General features: G+C 62.5%; 26 protein-coding genes. 20 read left to right on the forward strand and 6 right to left on the reverse strand.

All coding sequences use genetic code 11. The annotated features are described in order from the left end of the window. The first annotated feature begins 43 nt into the window (after window positions 1-43). Window positions 44-652: a hypothetical protein gene (locus tag BLT86_RS11990; RefSeq protein WP_092376931.1), complete on the forward strand. Its 609-nt coding sequence runs from the start codon at window positions 44-46 to the stop codon at window positions 650-652. A 21-nt stretch (window positions 653-673) separates the two neighbouring features. Here the strand turns inward: BLT86_RS11990 and BLT86_RS11995 are convergent, their stop codons facing one another. After that, window positions 674-1,627: a MerR family transcriptional regulator gene (locus BLT86_RS11995; protein ID WP_197676101.1), complete on the reverse strand. Its 954-nt coding sequence runs from the start codon at window positions 1,625-1,627 to the stop codon at window positions 674-676. An 89-nt stretch (window positions 1,628-1,716) separates the two neighbouring features. On the opposite strand from BLT86_RS11995, the gene BLT86_RS12000 reads away from it, so the two are divergent. The 8 genes from BLT86_RS12000 (at window position 1,717) to BLT86_RS12035 (ending at window position 6,262) form a co-directional block, all read left to right on the forward strand. Then, window positions 1,717-2,154, forward strand: a complete 438-nt coding sequence (locus BLT86_RS12000; RefSeq protein WP_092376934.1) for a thiol-disulfide oxidoreductase DCC family protein — start codon at window positions 1,717-1,719, stop codon at window positions 2,152-2,154. A gap of 113 nt (window positions 2,155-2,267) precedes the next feature. Continuing rightward, on the forward strand, window positions 2,268-2,834 hold the full coding sequence (locus BLT86_RS12005; RefSeq protein WP_017675022.1) for an antibiotic biosynthesis monooxygenase: 567 nt from the start codon (window positions 2,268-2,270) through the stop codon (window positions 2,832-2,834). 317 nt (window positions 2,835-3,151) lie between these two features. After that, a complete protein-coding gene (gene folM, locus BLT86_RS12010; RefSeq protein WP_021490257.1) occupies window positions 3,152-3,862 on the forward strand; it encodes a dihydromonapterin reductase in 711 nt (236 codons plus the stop codon). A 22-nt stretch (window positions 3,863-3,884) separates the two neighbouring features. Then, the gene (folE, locus tag BLT86_RS12015; RefSeq protein ID WP_017675024.1) at window positions 3,885-4,445 is read left to right on the forward strand and encodes a GTP cyclohydrolase I FolE; all 561 of its coding nucleotides are present in this window, start codon (window positions 3,885-3,887) and stop codon (window positions 4,443-4,445) included. Beyond that, a complete protein-coding gene (folX, locus tag BLT86_RS12020; RefSeq protein ID WP_003462464.1) occupies window positions 4,445-4,816 on the forward strand; it encodes a dihydroneopterin triphosphate 2'-epimerase in 372 nt (123 codons plus the stop codon). The genes folE and folX overlap by 1 nt, the downstream gene beginning before the upstream one ends. 65 nt (window positions 4,817-4,881) lie before the next feature. Further along, window positions 4,882-5,175, forward strand: a complete 294-nt coding sequence (locus BLT86_RS12025; RefSeq protein WP_017675026.1) for a DUF1244 domain-containing protein — start codon at window positions 4,882-4,884, stop codon at window positions 5,173-5,175. Then, window positions 5,172-5,513: a HopJ type III effector protein gene (locus BLT86_RS12030; protein ID WP_017675027.1), complete on the forward strand. Its 342-nt coding sequence runs from the start codon at window positions 5,172-5,174 to the stop codon at window positions 5,511-5,513. Before BLT86_RS12025 ends, BLT86_RS12030 begins: the two co-directional genes overlap by 4 nt. A gap of 161 nt (window positions 5,514-5,674) precedes the next feature. Further along, complete coding sequence (locus BLT86_RS12035; protein ID WP_092376937.1) at window positions 5,675-6,262, forward strand: putative glycolipid-binding domain-containing protein; 588 nt, start codon at window positions 5,675-5,677, stop codon at window positions 6,260-6,262. A gap of 109 nt (window positions 6,263-6,371) precedes the next feature. Here BLT86_RS12035 and BLT86_RS12040 read toward each other — a convergent pair whose 3' ends face one another. Continuing rightward, window positions 6,372-6,701, reverse strand: coding sequence for an AzlD domain-containing protein (locus tag BLT86_RS12040; RefSeq protein ID WP_045734925.1), 330 nt, complete (start codon window positions 6,699-6,701; stop codon window positions 6,372-6,374). Beyond that, a complete protein-coding gene (locus BLT86_RS12045) occupies window positions 6,701-7,411 on the reverse strand; it encodes an AzlC family ABC transporter permease (RefSeq protein ID WP_092376941.1) in 711 nt (236 codons plus the stop codon). The genes BLT86_RS12040 and BLT86_RS12045 overlap by 1 nt, the downstream gene beginning before the upstream one ends. A 251-nt stretch (window positions 7,412-7,662) precedes the next feature. Between BLT86_RS12045 and BLT86_RS12050 the strand changes: the two genes are divergently transcribed. The 3 genes from BLT86_RS12050 to BLT86_RS12060 are packed head-to-tail and all read left to right on the forward strand — an operon-like array spanning window position 7,663 to window position 11,253. Continuing rightward, window positions 7,663-9,075 (forward strand): di-heme oxidoreductase family protein, encoded by a 1,413-nt coding sequence (locus BLT86_RS12050; RefSeq protein ID WP_092376944.1) that lies wholly within the window; start codon window positions 7,663-7,665, stop codon window positions 9,073-9,075. Between the two features lie 10 nt (window positions 9,076-9,085). Beyond that, window positions 9,086-10,147 (forward strand): imelysin family protein, encoded by a 1,062-nt coding sequence (locus tag BLT86_RS12055; protein ID WP_045734923.1) that lies wholly within the window; start codon window positions 9,086-9,088, stop codon window positions 10,145-10,147. A gap of 2 nt (window positions 10,148-10,149) precedes the next feature. Continuing rightward, window positions 10,150-11,253 carry a DUF1513 domain-containing protein gene (locus BLT86_RS12060; RefSeq protein ID WP_092376947.1) on the forward strand — a complete coding sequence of 368 codons (1,104 nt, stop codon included), beginning with the start codon at window positions 10,150-10,152 and terminating at the stop codon, window positions 11,251-11,253. Between the two features lie 5 nt (window positions 11,254-11,258). On the opposite strand, the gene BLT86_RS12065 is transcribed toward BLT86_RS12060, so the two are convergent. Beyond that, the gene (locus BLT86_RS12065; protein ID WP_021490262.1) at window positions 11,259-12,284 is read right to left on the reverse strand and encodes a LacI family DNA-binding transcriptional regulator; all 1,026 of its coding nucleotides are present in this window, start codon (window positions 12,282-12,284) and stop codon (window positions 11,259-11,261) included. Between the two features lie 375 nt (window positions 12,285-12,659). Here BLT86_RS12065 and BLT86_RS12070 point away from each other — a divergent pair, with 375 nt between their 5' ends. The 6 genes from BLT86_RS12070 (at window position 12,660) to BLT86_RS12095 (ending at window position 18,346) form a co-directional block, all read left to right on the forward strand. After that, window positions 12,660-13,487 carry an NAD-dependent epimerase/dehydratase family protein gene (locus tag BLT86_RS12070; RefSeq protein WP_021490263.1) on the forward strand — a complete coding sequence of 276 codons (828 nt, stop codon included), beginning with the start codon at window positions 12,660-12,662 and terminating at the stop codon, window positions 13,485-13,487. Window positions 13,488-13,539: 52 nt separating this feature from the next. Then, window positions 13,540-14,415, forward strand: coding sequence for a glucurono-1,5-lactonase (locus BLT86_RS12075; protein ID WP_092376950.1), 876 nt, complete (start codon window positions 13,540-13,542; stop codon window positions 14,413-14,415). Window positions 14,416-14,493: 78 nt separating this feature from the next. Further along, window positions 14,494-15,468: a TRAP transporter substrate-binding protein gene (locus tag BLT86_RS12080; RefSeq protein ID WP_092376953.1), complete on the forward strand. Its 975-nt coding sequence runs from the start codon at window positions 14,494-14,496 to the stop codon at window positions 15,466-15,468. Between the two features lie 59 nt (window positions 15,469-15,527). Further along, a complete protein-coding gene (locus BLT86_RS12085; protein ID WP_017675038.1) occupies window positions 15,528-16,055 on the forward strand; it encodes a TRAP transporter small permease in 528 nt (175 codons plus the stop codon). After that, window positions 16,056-17,336, forward strand: coding sequence for a TRAP transporter large permease (locus tag BLT86_RS12090; protein WP_092376955.1), 1,281 nt, complete (start codon window positions 16,056-16,058; stop codon window positions 17,334-17,336). 107 nt (window positions 17,337-17,443) lie between these two features. Continuing rightward, window positions 17,444-18,346: an EamA family transporter gene (locus BLT86_RS12095; protein WP_092376958.1), complete on the forward strand. Its 903-nt coding sequence runs from the start codon at window positions 17,444-17,446 to the stop codon at window positions 18,344-18,346. 7 nt (window positions 18,347-18,353) lie between these two features. On the opposite strand, the gene BLT86_RS12100 is transcribed toward BLT86_RS12095, so the two are convergent. After that, window positions 18,354-19,109, reverse strand: a complete 756-nt coding sequence (locus tag BLT86_RS12100) for a FadR/GntR family transcriptional regulator (RefSeq protein ID WP_021490266.1) — start codon at window positions 19,107-19,109, stop codon at window positions 18,354-18,356. 107 nt (window positions 19,110-19,216) lie between these two features. Here BLT86_RS12100 and BLT86_RS12105 point away from each other — a divergent pair, with 107 nt between their 5' ends. Next, entirely contained in the window at window positions 19,217-20,092 is an 876-nt protein-coding gene (locus tag BLT86_RS12105; protein ID WP_092376961.1) for an aldose 1-epimerase, read from the forward strand. Window positions 20,093-20,336: 244 nt separating this feature from the next. Beyond that, the gene (locus BLT86_RS12110) at window positions 20,337-20,558 is read left to right on the forward strand and encodes a hypothetical protein (RefSeq protein WP_017675043.1); all 222 of its coding nucleotides are present in this window, start codon (window positions 20,337-20,339) and stop codon (window positions 20,556-20,558) included. 132 nt (window positions 20,559-20,690) lie between these two features. Here the strand turns inward: BLT86_RS12110 and BLT86_RS12115 are convergent, their stop codons facing one another. After that, window positions 20,691-22,166 (reverse strand): helicase HerA-like domain-containing protein, encoded by a 1,476-nt coding sequence (locus BLT86_RS12115; RefSeq protein WP_092376964.1) that lies wholly within the window; start codon window positions 22,164-22,166, stop codon window positions 20,691-20,693. Window positions 22,167-22,175: the final 9 nt, after the last annotated feature.

Raw genomic sequence — 22,175 nt, forward strand, 5'->3', positions numbered from 1 at the left:
GCCAGCGCAGTCAGATGGGTTTGACCCCGTGCAGTATTATCCCATGCAAAGCGATCCGCTGCTGACTCAGGACGAACTGGATTTCATCCAGAAAATCCTCTTCAAACCTCCGCAAAAGCGGCGCCCTGACGCAGCGCCGCCATTGGCTCTGGGCAAACGACTCAGTGAGCTTCTGGCTCGCCTGGGCAACGAAGAACAGCTAAGCCTGGATACGCATACCGACAATCAGCATCTGAGCTTCCCCCTGCACCTGATCCAGGACGACCACAGTCAGTCACGCCTGGAGCTGGGCGCCCCGCTGATCTTCGAACAAGGGGTAAGCGAACGCCCATGGCGTCTTGTTCTGCCCACGGCATTAGCACTGCTGGACGACAGCGACCAGCCCAGTGGCCTGAAGGCGCTGGAGCTATCGAACAATGGAATCCTGGTGGAATACAGCAAAACAGGCACGCCGGCCAAGGATCAGTTGCTGCAACTGCTTTTGCCCCAGGAGCGCCGCGTTCAACTGCGCGCGCGGCTCGCAAGACGCGTCAGCCAGAAGCGTTACGCTTACAGCCTGCAAACGCTACATACGGAAGATGAGCAAACTCTGCGTCAGTACCTGTTCGAACAGCACAGCGAACAACAGTCGCAGACCGCAGCAGTCAGCTGAAGCTCAGTAGCCTGGACCACCTCAGGTATCGAGATGGCCAGCCAGAAACTGCTGCATACGACGCTGCATCAGGCGTCCCTCATTACCCAGGCAAGCAATGGGCGAACCGGCCAGACTTTCCTCCGCCAGATCGGCACTGTCACCGGCCAGCAGCAGCGGACACTCCAGCCCCAGCGCCAGGCGCGCCAGTTGCCGCGGGAACTCCTCGCCTGGCGGCTGGTTGCTGAAGACAACCAGGGCCTGGGGCTGCATGCGCTCACAGACCAGGGCCAGATCGGTCATGGGTACGCCTGGCCCCATCACCGACACGTCGACGTCCTGATTGCCCAGCAGCAACGCTGCAACCAGCAACTCCAGTTCCCGGCAGTGGCCAGGTAGCGCCACCAGCAGCACGCGCTCATGCGAATCATCACGCCCCAATTGCAGACGCTGCCAGCAGCGCCCACGCAGGAAGCCGTCGAGCATCAGCCACTCGCCGCGCAGGCCGACTTCGTCCTGGCGCAGCAGCAGTTCCTGCCAGACCGGCATGAAAATATCCTGGAACACCACCGGCAGCGGATAGCAGGAAAAGATCTGCCCATACACACGTTCCAGACGAGGCTCATCGAAGTTCTGCAGCGCGCTACGCACCTGGCCCTGCCACTGGCTCCAGTCGTCACTGCTGACTTCGTTGTAGGCCGGCGTGGCGACGCTGCGACTGCTGGCGCTCTTGGCCAGGATCGAGCCGACCTTGCTGACTGCGACGCCACGTTCGATCCAGGCGAGGATGCTGCGCACCGCATCGATATCGGCCTGCGAGTAGAGACGATGGCCGCTGTCGGTACGCGTGGGTTGAATCAGGCCGTAACGCCGCTCCCAGGCACGCAGGGTGACCGGATTGACGCCGGTAAGGCGAGAAACCTCGCGGATGGGGAACAGCTCTTCCTGCTTCAAAGCGCTGGACGCAAGTGATGTGACGGAGGCGAGTTCGGGCATGGCTTCGGGCATCATGGCAACGAATTTAGAGGGATTGTAACCCAGCTTGGTCAGGCTTACATTGTGCAAGAATTATACAAGGCAACCTCATGCACAACCCCGCCTGGCCATTGACCCTTTATTTCGACGGCGACTGCCCGCTCTGCGCTCGTGAAATCCGTCTACTTAGCCGGAACGCATCGCCCCAGCGGCTGCTTCTCGTGGACATCTCTGCCGCGGACTTCGATCCACTGCCATTGGGGCTGTCTCTGACTGCTATGCAGAATCGCCTGCACGCTCGCTGGGCCGACGGCACCTGGTTGCTGGGCCTCGATGCCAGCCTCTGGAGCTGGGAAGCCGCGGGCCTGGGAGCCTGGGTGGCGCCCTTGCGCTGGCGACCGCTGCGCCCACTGCTGGAATGGGGCTACCGACTGTTCTGCCGCCTGCGCCCTCATCTGGCGCGGCTACCGCACCCTGACGGTGCGGCGCGCTGCCGAAAGGGCGACAGCTGCTCGACCCAACGCCCACCATCAGCTGACGCTGGCTAATTTTCGCAAAACGGGAATAATCCTTGCTGCATTGTTCGTCGAGCACATCACCCCGTGCTCGGCCATGCCCAACGCCATACCCCGGCTGACGGCAACACCCGAGGAGATACACAATGTCCCCCGTTACCCTGATGGTGGCGCGCCGCGTCGCCAATGGTCGTTATCACGACTTCATCGCCTGGCTGCGTGAAGGCGAACATCTGGCCACCGACTTTCCTGGCTACCTCGGCTCCGGCGTACTGGCACCGCCTGCCGGCGATGATGAGTTCCAGATCGTTTTCCGTTTCAGCGACGAACAGACCATGGCTTCCTGGGAACACTCGGCCTCACGCCAGGCCTGGCTGCAGCGGGGTGCGGGCCTGTTTGCCCAACCGCAGGAGAAGCGTGCAGTCGGCCTTGACGCCTGGTTCGGCAGCGGCCATCGACAGCCTCCGCGCTGGAAGCAGAGCGTGGCGATCTGGCTGGCATTCTTTCCGGTGTCCCTGGCCTTCAACCTGCTGTTCGGCCCCTGGCTCGTCGACCTTTCGCTGGTCACCCGCGTGCTGCTGTCGACGCTGGCCTTGACGCCACTGATGACCTACTGGTTCATTCCGCTTTCCACTCGCCTGCTGGAACCCTGGCTACAAGGTAACTATTCGCAACGCCTGAGCAGGCGAGCCGCCAGCATCGGCAAGCCCTGAAAGCATCCATTTCTACCAATCGGCCAGCCTCGTGCTGGCCGATTTCGTTATACAAGCAGCCAATATCTGTACAAAAACAGCAATTCGTACAGGTAAAGTACAAAACCCCCTTCTCGACCCCCTCAGTAAAAACCCTTAAAACTCAGCAAAATAGGCAAATCCACTCAGCCTGATAGCAAAACCACATGTCGCACAGGGTTGTACAACCTGCAGCTCTGGTATAGCTTTATCCACGGTCTGGTGAGTAGCGCCTGCCACTGGTCAGGTATCCCGAGGCGGTACGAGCCAGGCCTTCATTTCTTTCTCACGAGTTGCACATGAGCGCTGCCAGCTTCCCCATCCTGATCACCGGCGCCGGCCAGAGGGTCGGCCTCTACTGCGCCGAACGCCTGCTCGACGAAGGCCAGCCGGTGATCATCAGCTACCGCCAGAACCGCGACGACATTTCGCGGCTGCGTGAGCGCGGCGCCATCGCTCTGCAGGCGGATTTCAGCAATGAGAGCGGCATCATGGCGTTCATCGAACAGGTCAAGTTGCAGTGCAATGGCCTGCGCGCGATCGTGCACAACGCCTCGCAGTGGCTGGCCGAAACACCCGGCGAAGAAGCCGATGCCTTTCGCCAGCTGTTCAGCGTGCACATGCTCGCGCCGTATCTGATCAACCTGCATTGCAGCGAGCTGTTGCTGCAGTCGAAACACGCCGACATCGTGCATGTGAGTGACGACGTGGTCCGCAAGGGCAGCGCCAATCGCCCCGCCTACTGCGCCAGCAAGGCGGGCCTGGAAAGCCTGACGCTGTCGTTCGCCGCGCGTTTTGCTCCACGCATCAAGGTCAACACCATCGCGCCAGCGCTGCTGATGTTCAACGATGGTGATGACGACGCCTACCGCACCAAGACCTTGGCCAAATCGGCGCTGGGCATAGAACCCGGCCCGCAGGCCTTCTACCAGACATTGCGCTATTTGCTGGACAACTCCTACGTAACCGGAACGACCCTTACCCTCAACGGCGGCCGCCACCTCAAGTGAAGCGACTGCTCAGGACACTGCCATGAGCCAACCTCTTTCCCAGCAATACCGCGAGATTCTCGTAGGCCTCGGTGAAAACCCGGAGCGCGAGGGTCTGCTCGATACGCCCAAACGCGCGGCCAAGGCCATGCAGTATCTGTGTCATGGCTACCAGCAGTCGCTGGACGAGATCGTCAACGGCGCGCTGTTCGAGTCCGACAATGACGAGATGGTGATCGTCAAGGACATCGAGCTGTACTCGCTGTGCGAACACCACCTGCTACCTTTCATCGGCAAGGCGCATGTCGCCTACATCCCCACTGGCAAGGTGCTCGGGCTGTCCAAGGTGGCGCGCATCGTCGACATGTACGCACGGCGCCTGCAGATCCAGGAAAACCTCACCAAGCAGATCGCCGATGCGATCCAGCGCGTGACCAACGCCGCCGGCGTCGCGGTGGTGATCGAGGCCAAGCACATGTGCATGATGATGCGTGGCGTGGAGAAGCAGAATTCGGTGATGAGCAGCTCGGTGATGCTTGGCGCCTTCCGCGAGTCCTGCAACACTCGCCACGAATTCCTGCAATTGATCGGACGGAACAACTAATGCCGCGACTGGAACCTGGAATGGCGCGCATCCGCGTCAAGGACCTGCGCCTGCGCACCTACATCGGCATCAAGGAAGAAGAGATCAACAACAAGCAGGACGTGTTGATCAACCTGACCATCCTCTACCCCGCCGTCGATGCGGTAGAGGTCAACGACATCGAGCATGCGCTGAACTACCGCACCATCACCAAGGCGATCATCGCCCATGTCGAAGGCAATCGCTTCGCCCTGCTCGAACGCCTGACCCAGGAAATCCTCGACCTGGTGATGACCCATCAGGCCGTGCGTTATGCCGAAGTGGAAGTGGACAAACCGCACGCCCTGCGTTTCGCCGAGTCGGTATCCATCACCCTCGCCGGTCATCGCTGACAGCGGCTTGTCGCTCTCCGGCAAGGCTCTTATCATCGCCGCCACCTATCCCCGGAGAGCCCACCATGACCGAGCAAGAACGCCTCGAACTGGAAGCTGCAGCCTTTCGCGCACTGGTGCAGCACCTGCGCAGCCGTCCTGACGTGCAGAACATCGAGCTGATGAACCTGGCCGGTTTCTGCCGCAACTGCCTGTCCAAATGGTACAAGGCCGCTGCCGACGACCTCGGTGTCGAGGTCAGCGCCGACCAGGCTCGCGAGACCGTGTACGGCATGCCTTATGCCGACTGGAAAGCCAAATATCAGAAAGAAGCCTCGGCCGAGCAGACAGCCGCATTTGCCAAAGGAAAGCCTGAATGACCGCTCTGAATACCCTGCGCAGCCGTCTGCAGCAGGATGACTACGCCTTCAGTGAAACCCTGGCCTTCGTCGCCGCGCACTACGACTATCAGCCCAGCGCCTTTCGTAACGGTGACGTGGAGAACGCGGCCGGACAGAACGAAGGCTCCTGCAAGACTCTGGGTCTGGCCCTGTTGGAGGGCTTGAGCAAGGACGAAGCGCTGCGTGCCTTCGGCGAGCACTACCGCAGCGTGCTGGCCACGCCGCAAGGCAGCGACCACGGCAACATCCGCGCGCTGATGGTGCATGGCCTGGACGGCGTGAAGTTCGAACAGCAACCGCTGAAGCCGAAAGCCTGAATCTATAGCGCAAAAACCTGCGCAACTGTCAGCAAAAGCTGACAGACATCACATCGCTGTCGCTTTATGCTGCGCGCCACAACAAACATGGAACACGAGGGAACGTGTTCTGCGCGCTAGCGCCCTTCCCTCCTGTTTCGCGCTCGGCATGGAGTCGACCGATGCAGCAAACCCTGGTATGGAAACCCTGGTGCACCCCCGGCGTGGAAACCCTGCGCCTGAGCCAGGATGCCAATGGCATCCAGGCCACCAGCCACCTCATGCAGGTCATCAAGGGCAACAGCATCGTTGCCAACTACATGATCGAGTGCGATCCGCGCTGGCGCTTCCGCCGCCTCTGGCTCAAGGTCGATAACCACGGCCAGCGCAACCTCTGCCTACAGCGTGATCTGCGCGGCAATTGGCTGCTCAACGGCGAACCACGCCCTGATCTGCAGCAATGCCAACATGTCATGCTCTCGGCTTCGCCCTTCACCCACACCCCAGCCCTGCAACGCAGTGCGCTGGAGACCGGGCAGAGTGATGAGATGCAGGTCGCCTATATCGACATGCTCAGCTTCAAGGTGGAACCACGCCAGCAGCGCTACCAATGCCTGCGCCGCCGCCCCGGTGAGAGCCTCTACCGCAGCCAGGCCGAAGGTCATGCTCATGAAGAACTGAGCGTCGACGACCACGCGCTACTGCTCAAGGCTGACCAACAGTACCTGCGCTTGAGCCAGCGCGATCTGAAGGTCAGCGCGCTGGTATAGCGGGCTTCCAGCGATCCACCCCGGTAGGGTGCGCCACGCGCACCGCGAATACAGCGGTACCTATCTGGTGCGCGCAACGCACCCTACGCAAAGCTAGGGCAGGCACCACTCAGATCGGTAACTGTCCGAACGCCCAGCGCAGCAGAAAGAACACCAGCAACCCCCCACCGATGGTCGCCAGCAAGTGCCGCGTGAACGCCGCGATGGCAATGGCCGCCACACCTGCCAGCAGGTATGCGTTGCTCCAGCTCAGCATCCACACCTGCCCGTCCGGCATCAGCATGCCGGGCACGACAATGGCCGTCAGTACCGCAGTCGGCACGTAATGCAGCCCCTGCCTGATCAATGGCGGAAAACGCAGATCAGGGAACGCGAACAGGCTGTAGCGGGTGATGAAGGTGATCGCCAGCATCCCCAGAATCAGCAACCAGATATCCATCAGAGCAACTCCTCCTGCAGCTCCGGGTTACGCCGCTCCAACCACACGCCGACGACGATGCCACTGGCCGCAGCCGCCATCAGCCCAAGCTTGTAGGGCAAGGCATGGCACAGCAACGCCACGGCGCCCGCAACCAGGGCGGCCGCCACTTGCGGCTGGTTGCGCAGCATCGGCACGACGATGCCGATGAACGTCGCCAGCATGGCGAAATCCAGCCCCCACTCACCGATGTTCGGCACTGCCTGACCGAACAGCACGCCGACCAGCGTGCACAGCTGCCAGTTGCAGTACATGGCCAGGGCCGCGCCGAGAAAGTACCAATGGCGGTAGGCGCCCTTGTCACCACGCGCGTAGCGCTGCACTACCACCGCGTAGGCCTCGTCGGTGAGCCAGAAAGCCAGCGGCATGCGCCAGCGCTTGGGCAGATGGCGCACGTATGGCTGCAGGCTGGCGCTATACAGGGCATGGCGCAGGTTGACCACGAAGGTGGTCAGCAACACCACGGCAATACCGGCGCCGCCGGTCAACAGACTGATGGCAATGAACTGCGCCGAACCAGCAAATACCAGCAAGGACATCCCCTGCGTCTGCCAGGGATCGAGCCCGGCAGCGCCTGCCAGGCTACCGAAGATGATGCCGAAGGGAATGGCGCCGAGCAGCATTGGCAGCATATCGCGGGCGCCCTGGGTGAATTCGTGTTGACGGGACATGGAACCTCCTTGGGCAGGCGAGCTTAGCCAAACGCATCTGCAAGGTCTTGAACGTTCTTGCTCTTAGTGGGCACCAATCCCTGAAGCCGCAGCCCTCGCATAAGCTTAAGTCCGGGAAGGAATGGGGTTGGCATCCAACTCACTCCCGCGACCTCTGGTCGCGCGCGGCTAACGCTAATCCATCTTATTTAAATTCCGTTAGCCTGCTAATCTTGATGCCCCGCTTTCTTGCCCGTTCGGATTGTTCCTCGATGTCGCCGCTCCAGCGCTGCCTGCTGCCTTTCATGGCCCTGACTCTGATCGCTTGCGAGCAGCAACCGCACTTCACCGCAGCAGAACCCGGCGAGGCCCTTTCTGCCGGTGCGGCGACGGTACGCAAGTTCGACCACAACGCCTTCTCCCTGCCCTCGGCCAACCTCGCACCCAGCCGTCGCCTGGATTTCGCAGTGGGCAACAGCTTCTTCCGCAATCCCTGGGTCACGGCGCCAGCCACCACCACCGCACGTGATGGTCTGGGCCCGCTGTTCAATACCAATGCCTGCCAGAACTGCCACATCAAGGATGGTCGCGGCCATCCGCCGGGGCCAGATGCGGTCAGCGCCGCCTCGATGCTGGTGCGTCTGTCACTGCCGGCCGGCCCCGAGCATGCGCAAGTGCTGATACGCCAGGGCGTGGTTGCCGAGCCTACCTACGGCACTCAGTTGCAGGACATGGCCAACCCGGGCGTAGCGCCTGAAGGCAAGGTGCGCGTGACTTACAGCAGTGTGCCGGTGCGTTTTGCAGACGGCACACTGGTGGAGCTGCGCAAGCCCGAGCTGCAGATCAGCCAGCTGGGCTATGGCGCCATGCATCCGGACACCCTGTTCTCCACTCGCATCGCCCCGCCGATGATCGGCCTCGGCCTGCTCGAAGCCATTGCCGAAGCCGATATCCTGGCAGGCGCCGACCCGGACGACGCCGATGGCGACGGTATTTCCGGTCGCCCCAATCAGGTCTGGGACCGCCAGCAGCAGCGCAGTGTGCTCGGTCGTTTCGGCTGGAAGGCTGGCCAGCCCAATCTCAATCAGCAGAATGCCGATGCCTTCGCCAACGACATGGGCCTGACCAGTTCACTGATCCCCCATGACAACTGCACCCCGGCGCAAGCCGATTGCCTGGCCGCGCCCCATGGTGGCGAACCGGAGGTCAGCGACAATATCCTGGCCAGCGTGCTGTTCTACAGTCGTAACCTGGGCGTGCCGGCCCGGCGTGACGTCGATGCCCCCGAGGTGCTCAAGGGCAAGAGCCTGTTCCATCAGGCCGGCTGCCAGCAATGCCACACGCCCAGCTTCACTACGTCGGCCGCTGCCGCCGAGCCTGAACTGGCCAACCAGTTGATCCGTCCTTATACAGACATGCTGCTGCATGACATGGGCGAAGGCCTAGCCGATGGCCGCGAGGAGTTTCTCGCCAGCGGTCGCGAATGGCGCACGACGCCGTTGTGGGGCATTGGCCTGACGCAAGCGGTCAATGGTCACACTCAGTTCCTGCATGACGGCCGTGCACGCAACCTGCTGGAAGCCATTCTCTGGCACGGTGGCGAGGCCGAAGCGGCCAAACTGCATGTGCTGAAATTCGATGCCGACGAGCGAGCAGCGCTGCTCGCCTTCCTGAATTCCCTTTGAGGAGCCTGCGATGTTGCACAAAACCCTGATCGCCTCCCTGCTCGGCCTGGCCCTGGTCGGCTGTGGCCAGCAGGACCCGCAAGCCAAGGTCAGCGCTGCGCTGACCGATGGCGTGCTGTTGCCGGCCTACAGCAGTTGGCAGGAAGCTGACCGCCAGTTGGCGGCCAATGCCGAAGCCTTCTGCGCAGGCAGCGCCGATCTGAGTGCCGCTCGCCAGGCCTTTCTCGGCGCGCAAAGCGCCTGGGCCGGCCTGCAGCCATTGCTGGTCGGGCCGCTGGCCGAGGGCAACCGCGCCTGGCAAATCCAGTTCTGGCCGGACAAGAAGAACCTGGTGCAGCGCCAGGTCGAAGCATTGCTGAAGAACAAGCCGCAGCTGAGTGCGGATGACCTGTCCAATGCCAGCGTGGTGGTTCAGGGCCTGACCGCCTACGAATACATTCTTTTCGACCCCAATCTGGACCTCGCCCAGGCCGAACAGAAAGCGCGCTATTGCCCACTGCTGCAAGCCATCGGCAAACACCAGCAGGCACTGGCCGCAGAGATCGTTGGCGAATGGCAGGCCAAATCTGGCATGGCCGAACAGCTGAAGACATTCCCCAACGAGCGCTACGCCGACGCCAACGAAGCCATCGCCGAGCTGTTGCGCGTGCAGGTCAGCGCCCTGGATGGCCTGAAGAAGAAGCTCGGTGCGCCGATGGGCCGGCAGAGCAAGGGCATCGCCCAGCCCTATCAGGCCGAAGCCTGGCGCAGCGCCGGCAGCCTGGCCAACCAGGGCGCCGCACTGGCCAGTGCCGAACTGCTGTGGCACGGCAGCAACCGTGACGGTATTCAATCGCTGCTGGGCGACGACCAGGCCGACCTGGCAAAACGCATCGACGCCGCTTACCAGGACACCCGTCAGCGCCTGGCCGCACTCGACAGTCCCCTGGGTGAGCTGCTCGCCGATGAAGCCGGGCGCACCGCCCTGAACGAGCTGTACGACAGCCTCAATCGCCTGCACCGCCTGCAGGAAAGCGAGCTGGCCAAGGCGCTCGACGTGCAGATCGGCTTCAACGCCCACGACGGGGATTGAGTATGCAACGCAGAGCCTTCCTCGGCCTCAGTGCAGCCGCTGCCAGCCTCGCGGCGGCAGGCGCCTTCGGTGGCTGGACGCTGTTCGGCCCATCCGGCCAGCCGTTGCTGTTGTCAGCCCGTGACGACGGCAACGGCAACCACTACGCCGTCGGCTATCGCCTCGATGGTCAGCGCGCCTTCGCCACGCCGGTGAACGAACGCTGCCACGATGTGGTGCCGCACCCTGCCCTGCCGATGGCCCTGTTCGTCGGTCGCCGGCCGAGCACCGAGAGCTACCTGATCGACACCCGCGACGGCCGCCTGCTGCAAACACTTGCCTCGCCGGCCGGGCGCCACTTCAACGGCCACGCGGTATTTCACAAAGGCGGCGAGTGGCTGTACACCACCGAAAACGACACCACCGAGCCAGGCCGGGGCATCATTGGCGTTTATCGCCTGCAGGGTGAGCAACTGCTGCGCGACGGTGAACACAGCAGCCATGGGGTCGGCCCGCACCAACTGCTGTGGATGCCCGATGGCGAAACCCTGGTGGTGGCCAACGGCGGCATCCGCACCGAAGCGGAAAGCCGCGTGGAGATGAACCTCGACGCCATGCAGGCCAGCCTGGCGCTGATCAAGCGCGACGGCAGCCTGGTCAGCCAGGAGTATCTGGCCGACCAGCAGAACAGCATCCGCCACCTGGCTGTCGCGCGTGACGGCACGGTGGTCAGCGGCCAGCAGTACATGGGCGATCTGCATGATCAGGTGCCGCTGCTGGCGATCAAGCGCCCCGGCCAGCCGTTCCAGCCTTTTCCTCTGGGCGAGACGCAACGCGTGGCCATGAACCAGTACACCGCCAGCGTGGCCATTCACGACGACCTGCGCCTGCTGGCGCTGACCGCACCGCGCGGCAACCGCTTCTTCATCTGGGATCTGGACAGCGCTCAGGTGCGCCTGGATGTGCCATTGCCAGACTGTGCAGGCGTTGGCGCGGTTGCCGACGGTTTCGTCGTGACCTCGGGTCAGGGCCGTTGCCGCCTGTACGATTGCCGCGGCGAGCGCATCGTCACCAACGCCCTGAAGTTACCGGCCGGCTTGTGGGACAACCACCTGCGCCTGGCCTGAAAGGCTCAGGCGCTGCCGCGCTCGATCAGTTCGAACCCGACGTCCAGGCGCAGCGGCTGGCGCGCCGCTGCAGGCTCGGCGAAGCGCGCCAGCAGAGCATCGGCGATAGCGCAACCGATACGCGGCCCATCCACCCGCACGGTGGAAAGCGGCGGGTAAGTGTGCGCTGCGCTGGACAGGTCGCCGAAACCCATCACGGCAAGATCCTGAGGAATGCGCAGGCCACGGCTGAGTGCCTCGGCCATCACGCCTTGCGCCACCGTATCGGAACTGCAGACCACCACTTCGCCGGCCACATCTTCCTGCAGCAGACGCGCAAGACCTTCGCGGCCCACCGCCAAGGTCGCCGGTGCAGGCAGGATCTGCGCTGCCACGGGAGCTCTCACATGGCCCTGCAGCGCCTCCACCAGGCTTCGATAACGGCGCAGGCCGCGCGGGTCATCGATGCCCACGACCGAGACCCGGCGATAGCCCTTGCCGATCAGATAGCGCGCCACCGCCTGGCCCACAGCCTCGTGCGAAAAGCCGACCAGCATGTCCACCGGGTATTCGCACAGATCCCAGGCCTCGACCAGCGGAATGCCCACCCGCGCCAGGCGCTCACGGCTCGCCTGGGTATGTTCGGTGCCGGTCAGGACAATGCCATCCGGCCGACGCCCCAACACCGCCTCGAGCAAGGCCTCCTCCTGCTCGGGGCTGTAGCCGGTGAGGCCGAGCAAGGTCTGGTAGCCAGCAGCAGCCAGCCGGTCAGTCAGCGCCTGCACGGTGTCGGCGAAAATCGAATTGGCAATGGTTGGCAGGAAGATCGCCACCAGCCGGCTGCGACTGGACGCCAGAGAGCCTGCCGCGAGATTGGGCACATAGCCGGTCGCCCGCACCGCTTCCAGTACGCGCTTGCGGGTGGCATCGGTGACCACCTCGGGGCGCCCCAGTGCCCGCGATACGGTGATCGGCGACACCCCCGCGACCCTGGCGACATCAATCAGCGTCGGGGCCGCACTGCTGCGGATGCCAGCAGGTTTCCTGCCCATGTCACGCCTCCAGTCACTCGAGTGCTTCGCATAAGAAGACACTCCACCTCAGTCGAGATACGTTGTCATACAACTTTAGTCAAATACGCCCCGAGAGAACTGACCCCGCACCTGCCTGAGGCCACCCGCGCGTTGTTCGAATACTCTGTGCGAACACAATAAATTGCCGTAGTAGAGCCTACCGAGCCGCAGTTTACCTTGCCAACCATGGCTGTTTAACAGGTCAGACCCGCTCAGTGAAACGCAGACAAAACACCTCAATTTCCCCCCACTGTCGCGTTGACATTGCCTGGGTTGGTGCTGATAATCGACCCAAGTCATACGACAACGTATGACAAACCAATAACAACAAGCAACAAGAGTCCAGGCCCCGCCATGACCACGATATCCAGCGAACTGCGCCCCTTCAATCGCCTGCTGCTGACCGGCGCTGCCGGCGGACTGGGCAAGGTACTGCGCGAACGTCTGCGCCCCTACGCCAATATCCTGCGTCTGTCCGACATCGGTGAGATGGCCCCTGCTGCCGGCCCCCACGAAGAAGTGGTGCGTTGCGACCTGGCAGACAAAGCCGCCGTGCATCAACTGATCGAAGGCGTCGACGCCATCCTGCACTTCGGCGGTGTCTCGGTCGAGCGCCCCTTCGAAGAAATCCTCGGTGCCAACATCTGCGGCGTATTCCATGTCTACGAAGCGGCCCGCCGCCATGGCGTGAAACGCGTGGTGTTCGCCAGCTCCAACCACGTCATCGGCTTCTACAAGCAGGACGAACATCTCGACGCCAACTGCCTGCGTCGCCCGGATGGCTACTACGGCCTGTCCAAGTCCTATGGCGAGGACATGGCCAGCTTCTACTTCGATCGCTACGGCATCGAAACCGTCAGCATCCGCATCGGCTCCTCGTTCCCCGAACCCGCCAACCGCCGCATGATGAGCACCTGGCTGAGCTACGACGACCTTACCCACCTGCTCGAACGCTGCCTCTATACCGAGAACGTCGGCCACACCGTGGTCTACGGCATGTCGGATAACCGCGACGTGTGGTGGGACAACAGCCAGGCCGCACACCTGGGCTTCAAGCCCAAGGACAGCTCGGAAGTGTTCCGCGACAAGGTGGAAGCGCAGCCGATGCCGGCCGCCGACGATCCGGCGCGCATCTACCAGGGCGGCGCCTTCGTTGCCGCCGGCCCGTTCGGCGACGACTGAACAGAACGCCGCAACCGCCCCAAGCCATAACAACAAGTAGAGCGCCACAGCCATGACAGCCGAACTTATTGTCGATGCGCGCAACGCCACGGGCGAAAGCCCGGTGTGGAACGCTGCCGAACAGGCTCTTTACTGGGCCGACATCCCTGCCGCACGCCTGCATCGCTGGTCCGCGGCAGATGGCCAGACGCAGAGCTGGCAGGCCGACGAGATGCTTGCCTGCATCGCCATGCACCCCGCTGGCGGCTGGCTCGCCGGCATGCAGAGCGGCATCTTCCATCTACGCCCGCAGGACGATGGCAGCGTACAGGCCGAGCGCCTGGCACAGGTCGAACATGCCCGCCCGCAGATGCGTTTCAACGACGGTCGCTGCGACCGCCAAGGCCGCTTCTGGGCCGGCACCATGCTGCTGGATATGGCCCAAGGTGCGCGCGTCGGCGCGCTGTATCGCTACGACGGCCAACTGCGACAGGTGCTCGACGACTTCATCGTGCCCAACGGCCTGGCCTTCAGCCCTGACGGCCGCACCATGTACCTCTCCGACTCGCACCCCAGCGTGCAGAGCGTCTGGGCCTTCGACTACGACACCGATAGCGGCACGCCGCACAACCGTCGCCTGTTCATCGACATGAAGCAGCATCCGGGTCGCCCGGACGGCGCAGCGATGGACGTCGATGGTTGCTACTGGATCTGCGGCAATGACGAAGGCTTGGTCCACCGTTTCACCCCCGACGGCCGACTCGATCGCTCGCTCGCCGTGCCGGTGAAGAAGCCCGCTATGTGCGCCTTCGGTGGCGCCAATCTGGACACCTTGTTCGTTACCTCGATCCGCCCCGGCGGCGACCTTTCCGACCAGCCTCTGGCCGGTGGCGTATTCGCCCTGCAAGCCGGCGTGTGCGGTATCGAGGAGCCTGCCTTCCAACCCTGATCCGATTCACCCCGGGCCGCTCGCGGCACCGGACTCACACTGCTTGTACACCAACAACAACAAGACGGAGTTTTCCGCATGAACCTCAAACGTAAGTTGCTTCTCGCCACACTTCCGCTAGCGCTCGGTCTGTCCTCCTTCGTACAGGCCGAGATGACCCTGAAGATTGCCGAAATCCACCCTGCTGGCTACCCGACCGTAGTCGCCATGGAAAACCTCGGCAAGAAGCTGGAAGCTGCCACCAACGGCGATATCAAGTCCCGCATGTTCGCCGGCGGCGTTCTCGGCTCCGAGAAGGAAGTCATCGAGCAGACCCAGATCGGCGCCGTCCAGCTGACCCGCGTCAGCCTCGGTTCGGTCGGTTCGGTGGTTCCGGCCACCAACGTGTTCAACATGCCGTTCGTGTTCCGCGACGTCGACCACATGCGCAAGATCATCGACGGTGAGATCGGCCAGGAAATCCTCGACGCCATCACCAACTCCGACTTCAACATGGTCGGTCTGGCATGGATGGACGGCGGCAGCCGCAGCCTCTACACCAAGAAGCCGATACGCAGCATCGAAGACCTGAAAGGTATGAAGATCCGCGTAATGGGCAACCCGCTGTTCATCGACACCCTCAACGCCATGGGTGCAAACGGCATCGCCATGGACACCGGTGAAATCTTCAGTGCCCTGCAGAGCGGCGTGATCGACGGCGCCGAGAACAATCCGCCCACCCTGCTCGAGCACAACCATTTCCGCTCCGCCAAGTACTACACCCAGACCCACCACCTGATCCTGCCCGAGCCGTTGCTGATGTCCAAGACCACCTGGAACAAGCTGACACCGGAACAGCAGGAACTAGTCAAGAAACTGGCCAAGGAAGCGCAACTGGAAGAGCGCCAACTGTGGGACGAGAAAAGCGCCAGCAGCGTAGAGAAACTCAAGGCTGAAGGCGTCGAATTCATCAAAATCGATACCAAGCCCTTCTACGACGCGACCGCCCCGGTTCGTGAGAAGTACGGCGCGCAGTTCGTTGAACTGATTCAGCGTATCGAAGCCGTTCAGTAATCCACGCGCAAGCGCGCGGCGCCGGCACCTCGCCTGCGCCGCGCAACCGGTGAAGTCTCATGAAAAACCTGGTTCTGGGCGTCAATGACGCCATCTACCGTGCCTGTATCGCGACCGCCGGCCTGGCGATCGTGATCATGGCTTTGATCATCCCCTGGGGCGTATTCAGCCGTTACGTGCTGGGTCAAGGACTGGGCTGGCCCGAGCCGATTTCAGTGCTATTGATGGTGCTGTTCACCTTCGTCGGAGCCGCTGCCGGCTACCGCGCGGGTGCCCACATGGCCGTGACCTCACTGACCGATCGCCTGCCACAAACCCTGGCACCGCTGATCACATTGTTCGTACGTCTGGTCATGGGCGGCATCGCGCTGTTCATGCTGATTTGGGGTTACAAGCTCTGCGTAGCGACCTGGAACCAGTACCTCAGCACCCTGCCCTCGGTACGCGTCGGCATCAGCTACATGCCAATCCCGGTGGGCGGTTTCATCACCCTCCTGTTCGTCATCGAACAACTGCTGTACGGCGATCAACATAAGCGCCGTGCCGTCGACTTCGAACACACTGAAGATTCCAAGGAGGCCGCGTAAATGGATGCCGCCATTCTTTTAGGCAGTTTCATTGTCCTTATCCTGCTACGCGTCCCCGTTGCTTATTCGCTTGGCGTTTCCGCACTGATCGGCGCCTGGTGGATCGATATCCCCCTGCACGCGGTGATGATCCAGATCGCCGGTGGCGTGAACAAATTCTCCCTGCTGGCCATTCCGTTCTTTGTCCTGGCCGGCGCGATCATGGCCGAGGGTGGCATGGCCCGGCGCCTGGTGGCGTTTGCCGGGGTGTTGATCGGCTTCGTCCGCGGCGGCCTGTCACTGGTCAACATCACCGCCTCGACCTTCTTCGGCGCCATCTCCGGCTCCTCCCTGGCCGATACCGCCTCGGTTGGTTCGGTGCTGATCCCGGAAATGGAAAAGAAGGGCTACCCACGTGAGTTCGCCACCGCCGTCACCGTCTCCGGCTCGGTACAGGCGCTGCTCACCCCGCCCAGCCACAACTCGGTGATCTACTCGCTAGCGGCCGGTGGCACCGTATCCATCGCCGCGCTGTTCGTGGCCGGTATCGGCCCGGGTCTGCTGATGAGCGTAACCCTGGCCACGCTGTGCCTGTGGTTCGCCAAGAAGCGCAACTACCCGAAAGGCGAAGTGATTCCGCTGCGCCAGGCGCTGAAGATCTGCGTGGAAGCACTGTGGGGCCTGATGACCATGTTCATCATCCTCGGCGGCATCCTCAGTGGCGTGTTTACCGCCACCGAATCAGCGGCTGTCGCGGTGGTCTGGGCGTTCTTCGTGACCATGTTCATCTACCGCGACTACAAGTGGCGTGAACTGCCGAAGATGCTGCACCGCACCGTGCGCACACTGTCGATCGTGATGATCCTCATCGCCTTTGCAGCCGCGTTCGGCTACATCATGACCCTGATGCAGATTCCGTCGAAGATCACCACTGCGTTCCTGACCTTCTCGGACAACCGCTACGTGATCCTGATGTGCGTCAACTTCATGTTGCTGGTGCTGGGCACGCTGATGGACATGGCGCCGCTGATCCTGATCCTCACCCCGATTCTGCTGCCGGTGGTGACCTCCTTCGGCGTCGATCCGGTGCACTTCGGCATGATCATGCTGGTCAACCTCGGTATTGGACTGATCACGCCACCGGTAGGTGCGGTACTCTTCGTTGGCGCCGCGATCGGCAAGGTCACCATCGAGAACACCGTGAAGGCACTGCTGCCGTTCTACATGGCGCTGTTCGCCGTGCTGATGGCCGTTACCTACATCCCTGCCATTTCGCTGTGGCTGCCCAGCGTCGTGCTCTGATTCAGTGATCGCAGGCATTGATTAGCCGCCCCGCTTGCGGGGCTACCTCATCCAACCCGAGCCGCCGCCTGGCGGCTCTCGCTTTAGTAAGGACGTATCGCCCTGCCATGTCAGCAACCCCGTTTTCCCGGCATATCGCCGCGCTGATCCTCGCCACCCTGGCCTGCTCCTTCGCTGGCAACCACATCGCCGCGCGTATCGCCTTCGACCACGACACTGGTCTGCTGATGGCCATGCTCTGCCGCTCCGGGGGCACCCTGCTGGTACTCGCAGCGCTGGTGCTGTGGCAACGTGACTCGCTGCGCCTGAGCCGCAGCACATGGGGCTGGCAGTTGGTGCTGGGGCTGCTGATCGCGGTGCAAAGCTTTTGCATCTACTCGGCAGTGGCACGCATCCCGGTAGGCCTGGCATTGCTGGTGGTGAACCTCTCGCCGATTCTCCTGGCGCTGCTCACCTGGGCACTCGGTGGCGCGGCGCCAACCGGCCGCGCCGCAATGATCATGGGCCTGATCCTGTTCGGTCTGGTGCTGGTGCTGGATGTGCCGGCGCGCCTGTCCGGCGAGGCTCAGCTCGACGCGCGCTGGGTCGAAGGGGTGCTGTTCAGCCTGACTGCTGCGGGGGTCTTCGCCGTTGCACTATGGATTACCGAACATCGGCTGTCAGTCATGCCCGGACGGGTGCGCAGCATGCTGACCATGGCGGTGGTCTTCAGTGCCTCGGCCCTGGCCGGTGCCAGCGGTGCACTACCCGGCGGCCTGGGTCTGCCCAACGCGGCGGCCGGCTGGATCGCCCTGGCGTGCCTGGTACTGCTCTATGGCACAGCGTTCTCGATGCTGTTCATCCTGATGCCGCGCCTGGACATTGCCCGCAACGCGCCGGTGATGAACATGGAACCAGTAGCCGGCATGCTGCTGGGTTGGCTGGTGCTCGGCCAGTTGCTCGGCCCGCTGCAGGTGCTCGGCGGGCTGATCGTGGTGGGCGGGATTGTCTTGCTGGCTTACCGCCGCTAGCGGCTGCTCAGCCGTGCAGCGCTTCGGCCTCGGCCGCTTCGTGCGCCTGACGCAAGCGCTCGCGGCTGTTGGTCAGGTGCAGACGCATGGCCGCACGCGCCGCTTCGGCATCCTGACGCGCAATGGCCTCGAAGATCTGCTCGTGCTCACGCTCCAGGCGCGCCATGTAGTGGGCCTGATCGTCACGCGCCAGGCTGGCGGAATTGACCCGGGTACGCGGGATGATGCTGGTACCCAGATGACTGAGAATATCGGTGAAGTAACGGTTGCCGGTGGCCTCGGCAATACGCAGATGAAAATGAAAGTCCGAGGACACGGCATCGCTGGCATGCATCGCGCTCTCGTTGATGGCATCCAGTGCCTCGCGAATGGCCTTCAGCTGCGCGTCATTACGACGCTGAGCCGCCATCCCGGCAGACTCCACCTCGAGACTGATACGCAGCTCAAGAATGGCCAGCACGTCGCGCAGGGTGACGATGGTCGCCGGGTCGATGCGAAAACCGCTGGCACTGGGCGTGTCCAGCACGAAAGTACCGATGCCATGACGGGTCTCGACCAGACCGGCTGCCTGCAAACGCGACAGAGCCTCGCGCACCACGGTACGGCTGACGCCCTGCTCTTCCATGATCGCCGACTCCGTCGGCAGCTTCTCACCGCGCTTGATCAGCCCATCGCGAATGCGCTGCGACAGATCGGCTACCAGCTCCTGGGCCAGGCTGCGGTGCTTGCGACGAGCACGAGGTTGAGCGTTTTGCGTTTCCATGGTGGACGGACTCTCGACTTAAGACTTGAGGCTTTGCCGTAATGATAGCCCAGCAGTTGTACGATGACACTATGAATTCCCGACAAATAACGCCCTAGGAGCGTCAAATGCCAACGACTCTGCTGACCCTGCGCGATAGCCTGACACAGTTGACTCTCGCCCCGGAACTGGGCGCAAGCCTGGTCAACTGGGTGCGCCTCAGCGACGGCCAGCCACTGCTTCGTCACAGCGACGAACAGGCGCTGGCTGCCGCCAATCCCAGACGCCTGGCCTGCTACCCGTTGCTACCCTGGTCCAACCGCATTGGCGGCGGCGGTTTCGCCACCCCTGACGGCTGGCAAGCGCTGGGCGCCAACACCGAACACGAAGCACTGCCGATACACGGCAGTGCCTGGCAACAACCCTGGAAGATAGTCAATGCGACGTCCGACAGCGCCAGCCTGGAACTGCAGAGCCAATCGCCCTTTCCCTATCACGCCACTCTCGACGTACAACTCACTGACGGCTGTCTGCGCCTGACGTTACAAGCCACACATCTCGGCGAGCAGCCCACCTGGTATGGACTCGGTCTGCATCCTTATCTGCCGCGCACTGCACACACGCGCGTGCAGGCGCAAGCAGGCGGCGTCTGGTTGTGTAGCGAGGACAAACTGTCCAGCCAGTGGGTCGAATTACCGCAGGCCTGGAACTTCTCCGAACCCACCTTGTTGCCGCAGCAACTTGTCGATAATGCGTTCACCCAATGGCCGGGGCGCGCTCGCATCATTCAACCGGATGCAGGTTATCAACTCATCTGCGAGGCACAGGGCAGCGATATGTTTCTGTTGTTCTGCCCACAGGCGCAGAACTTCTTCTGCTTCGAGCCCGTCACCCACCCGGTCAACGCCCACCATCTGCCGGGACAACCGGGGCTACGATTACTGGCCGCGGAGCAAAGTGTTCAGATGAGTTTCAGCCTGCACTACCAGACGCTGGCAGACTGATCACTGGACATTCAAAGGGCGTTGGCGATAATACTCGCCAGTTGCCCAATGCAACTTTTCTCGGAAAAAAGTTACAAATAGATAAGTAACTGAAGAGAAAGGAGAAAGATGCAAAGCGTGGAACTTTGCAAACTGTTCTCCCCGCCAACCAAGGCAAAGCACTTTAGATTGATCCCTCAGCGCAACAGTGAAACCTGGTGTTTCGGCTGTTGTGTGGGTCGATCACAACCTACAGGTAAAAACAGTGACGAAAGACGAACTGCGCGCCGAACTCGAGCGCCAGGCGCAGCGTTACAAGGATGTATACGGCGGAGAAGTCATCACCTACGCCGCCCAGCCGGACCCCGACCGCAAACCCTGGCGCAAGAAGCCCAGCCTGCTCGACCAGGCCTTCGAGAAAGAAATCGAGAAAATCGAGAAAGAACGCCAGGACAAGCAGGACGCAGCCGACGAAACCGCCGGCTAGCGACACGCCGCCCCAGGCTCCCCGTAGCCGGTGAAGTTCTGGAACAGGTTTTCTACCGTCACTCCCGCGAAGGCGGGAGTCCAATTGCTCTTGAGCCGCCTCCGCGGGAATGACGGCTTTTCCAGCACTTACCTAACGCTTCCTGCTACCCGTCAGCGAGCCCATGAGCCCCCGCACCAGCTGCCGACCAATCTGGTTGGCGGCCTGGCGCAGCGCGCTCTTCATCGCGCTGCCAATCAGATCACTGGCCATATCGCCCAGCCCCGGCTCCGCCTTCCGCTTCTCTGCCGGCTCGACTGGCTCGACATTGCGAGCCTGCTCCGCACGCGCGGTGAGCAGCTCATAGGCCGACTCGCGATCGACAGGCTTGTCGTAGCGCCCAGCCAGCGGCGACTGACGCACCAATGCCGCACGTTCGACCTCATTCAGCGGGCCGATACGCGACTGCGGTGGCGCGATGGCCACGCGCTGAACCATGGCCGGTGTGCCTTTTTCCTCCAGCGTGCCAACCAATGCTTCACCAATCCCCAGTTCGGTGAGCACGCTGAGCGCGCTGAATGCCGGGTTCGGGCGAAAACCATCGGCCACTGCGCGCAGGGCCTTTTGCTCCTTGGCCGTGAACGCGCGCAAGCCATGCTGAATACGCAGGCCGAGCTGAGCCAGGACATCGTCCGGCAGATCGCTCGGCGACTGGGTGACGAAATACACCCCGACGCCCTTGGAGCGAATCAGCCGCACCACCTGCTCCAGGCGCTCCTGTAGCGCCTTGGGCGTACCCTGAAAGAGCAGGTGCGCCTCGTCGAAGAACAGCGCCAGTACCGGTTTGTCGGCGTCACCGCGCTCCGGCAGTTGTTCGAACAGTTCGGCCAACAGCCACAGCAGGAAGGTTGCATACACCTTGGGCGCCTCATGAACCAGGCGGGAGGCATCGAGCAAGTGCACGCGCCCGCGACCATCGCGATCAGGGTGTAGAAGGTCTTCGAGCTGCAACGCCGGCTCGCCGAACAGGGCCTCGGCACCCTGCTGCTCCAGCCCTGCCAGACGACGTAACAACGCCTGCGCCGAGGTGCTGGTGAACAGTGCGCTGTCCGCGCCCAGCACTTGCGGATCGTCCTTGAGATAGCCGAGCAGCGCCTTCAGGTCTTTCAGGTCGAGCAGCAACAGACCTTCACGGTCAGCCACCTTGAACGCTGCGTAGAGCGCAGCCTGCTGGCTGTCAGTCAGTTCGAGCAGAGCACCGAGCAGCAGCGGGCCCATTTCGCTCAAGGTGGTGCGCAGCGGGTGGCCACTCTGGCCATGTACGTCCCACAGCGTCACCGGGTAGGCCTGCGGCTGGTGATTGAGCCAGGGCATACTGGCGATGCGCTCGGCGACCTTGCCTTGCGGTGCGCCAGCAGCGCCCAGGCCACACAGATCACCTTTGACATCAGCGGCGAACACCGCCACCCCGGCGTCACTGAAGGTCTCGATCAGCCGTTGCAGGGTCACCGTCTTGCCGGTGCCGGTGGCACCGGCAATAAGACCGTGACGGTTGGCCAGGCGCAAAGGCTGACCAACCGCCTGGCCATCACTGCCAGCACCCAATACGAACTGTGAATTCAAAGGCATCTTGCCATC

Source organism: Pseudomonas sihuiensis, assembly GCF_900106015.1.
Classification (GTDB): domain Bacteria; phylum Pseudomonadota; class Gammaproteobacteria; order Pseudomonadales; family Pseudomonadaceae; genus Aquipseudomonas; species Aquipseudomonas sihuiensis.

Bases quoted from the DNA above. Each gene is read 5' to 3' on its own strand.
- BLT86_RS11990 (WP_092376931.1), top strand. From the start codon at position 44: ATGCAAAGCGATCCGCTGCTGACTCAGGACGAACTGGATTTCATCCAG.
- BLT86_RS11995 (WP_197676101.1), bottom strand. From the start codon at position 1,627: ATGCCCGAACTCGCCTCCGTCACATCACTTGCGTCCAGCGCTTTGAAG.
- BLT86_RS12000 (WP_092376934.1), top strand. From the start codon at position 1,717: ATGCACAACCCCGCCTGGCCATTGACCCTTTATTTCGACGGCGACTGC.
- BLT86_RS12005 (WP_017675022.1), top strand. From the start codon at position 2,268: ATGTCCCCCGTTACCCTGATGGTGGCGCGCCGCGTCGCCAATGGTCGT.
- folM (WP_021490257.1), top strand. From the start codon at position 3,152: ATGAGCGCTGCCAGCTTCCCCATCCTGATCACCGGCGCCGGCCAGAGG.
- folE (WP_017675024.1), top strand. From the start codon at position 3,885: ATGAGCCAACCTCTTTCCCAGCAATACCGCGAGATTCTCGTAGGCCTC.
- folX (WP_003462464.1), top strand. From the start codon at position 4,445: ATGCCGCGACTGGAACCTGGAATGGCGCGCATCCGCGTCAAGGACCTG.
- BLT86_RS12025 (WP_017675026.1), top strand. From the start codon at position 4,882: ATGACCGAGCAAGAACGCCTCGAACTGGAAGCTGCAGCCTTTCGCGCA.
- BLT86_RS12030 (WP_017675027.1), top strand. From the start codon at position 5,172: ATGACCGCTCTGAATACCCTGCGCAGCCGTCTGCAGCAGGATGACTAC.
- BLT86_RS12035 (WP_092376937.1), top strand. From the start codon at position 5,675: ATGCAGCAAACCCTGGTATGGAAACCCTGGTGCACCCCCGGCGTGGAA.
- BLT86_RS12040 (WP_045734925.1), bottom strand. From the start codon at position 6,701: ATGGATATCTGGTTGCTGATTCTGGGGATGCTGGCGATCACCTTCATC.
- BLT86_RS12045 (WP_092376941.1), bottom strand. From the start codon at position 7,411: ATGTCCCGTCAACACGAATTCACCCAGGGCGCCCGCGATATGCTGCCA.
- BLT86_RS12050 (WP_092376944.1), top strand. From the start codon at position 7,663: ATGTCGCCGCTCCAGCGCTGCCTGCTGCCTTTCATGGCCCTGACTCTG.
- BLT86_RS12055 (WP_045734923.1), top strand. From the start codon at position 9,086: ATGTTGCACAAAACCCTGATCGCCTCCCTGCTCGGCCTGGCCCTGGTC.
- BLT86_RS12060 (WP_092376947.1), top strand. From the start codon at position 10,150: ATGCAACGCAGAGCCTTCCTCGGCCTCAGTGCAGCCGCTGCCAGCCTC.
- BLT86_RS12065 (WP_021490262.1), bottom strand. From the start codon at position 12,284: ATGGGCAGGAAACCTGCTGGCATCCGCAGCAGTGCGGCCCCGACGCTG.
- BLT86_RS12070 (WP_021490263.1), top strand. From the start codon at position 12,660: ATGACCACGATATCCAGCGAACTGCGCCCCTTCAATCGCCTGCTGCTG.
- BLT86_RS12075 (WP_092376950.1), top strand. From the start codon at position 13,540: ATGACAGCCGAACTTATTGTCGATGCGCGCAACGCCACGGGCGAAAGC.
- BLT86_RS12080 (WP_092376953.1), top strand. From the start codon at position 14,494: ATGAACCTCAAACGTAAGTTGCTTCTCGCCACACTTCCGCTAGCGCTC.
- BLT86_RS12085 (WP_017675038.1), top strand. From the start codon at position 15,528: ATGAAAAACCTGGTTCTGGGCGTCAATGACGCCATCTACCGTGCCTGT.
- BLT86_RS12090 (WP_092376955.1), top strand. From the start codon at position 16,056: ATGGATGCCGCCATTCTTTTAGGCAGTTTCATTGTCCTTATCCTGCTA.
- BLT86_RS12095 (WP_092376958.1), top strand. From the start codon at position 17,444: ATGTCAGCAACCCCGTTTTCCCGGCATATCGCCGCGCTGATCCTCGCC.
- BLT86_RS12100 (WP_021490266.1), bottom strand. From the start codon at position 19,109: ATGGAAACGCAAAACGCTCAACCTCGTGCTCGTCGCAAGCACCGCAGC.
- BLT86_RS12105 (WP_092376961.1), top strand. From the start codon at position 19,217: ATGCCAACGACTCTGCTGACCCTGCGCGATAGCCTGACACAGTTGACT.
- BLT86_RS12115 (WP_092376964.1), bottom strand. From the start codon at position 22,166: ATGCCTTTGAATTCACAGTTCGTATTGGGTGCTGGCAGTGATGGCCAG.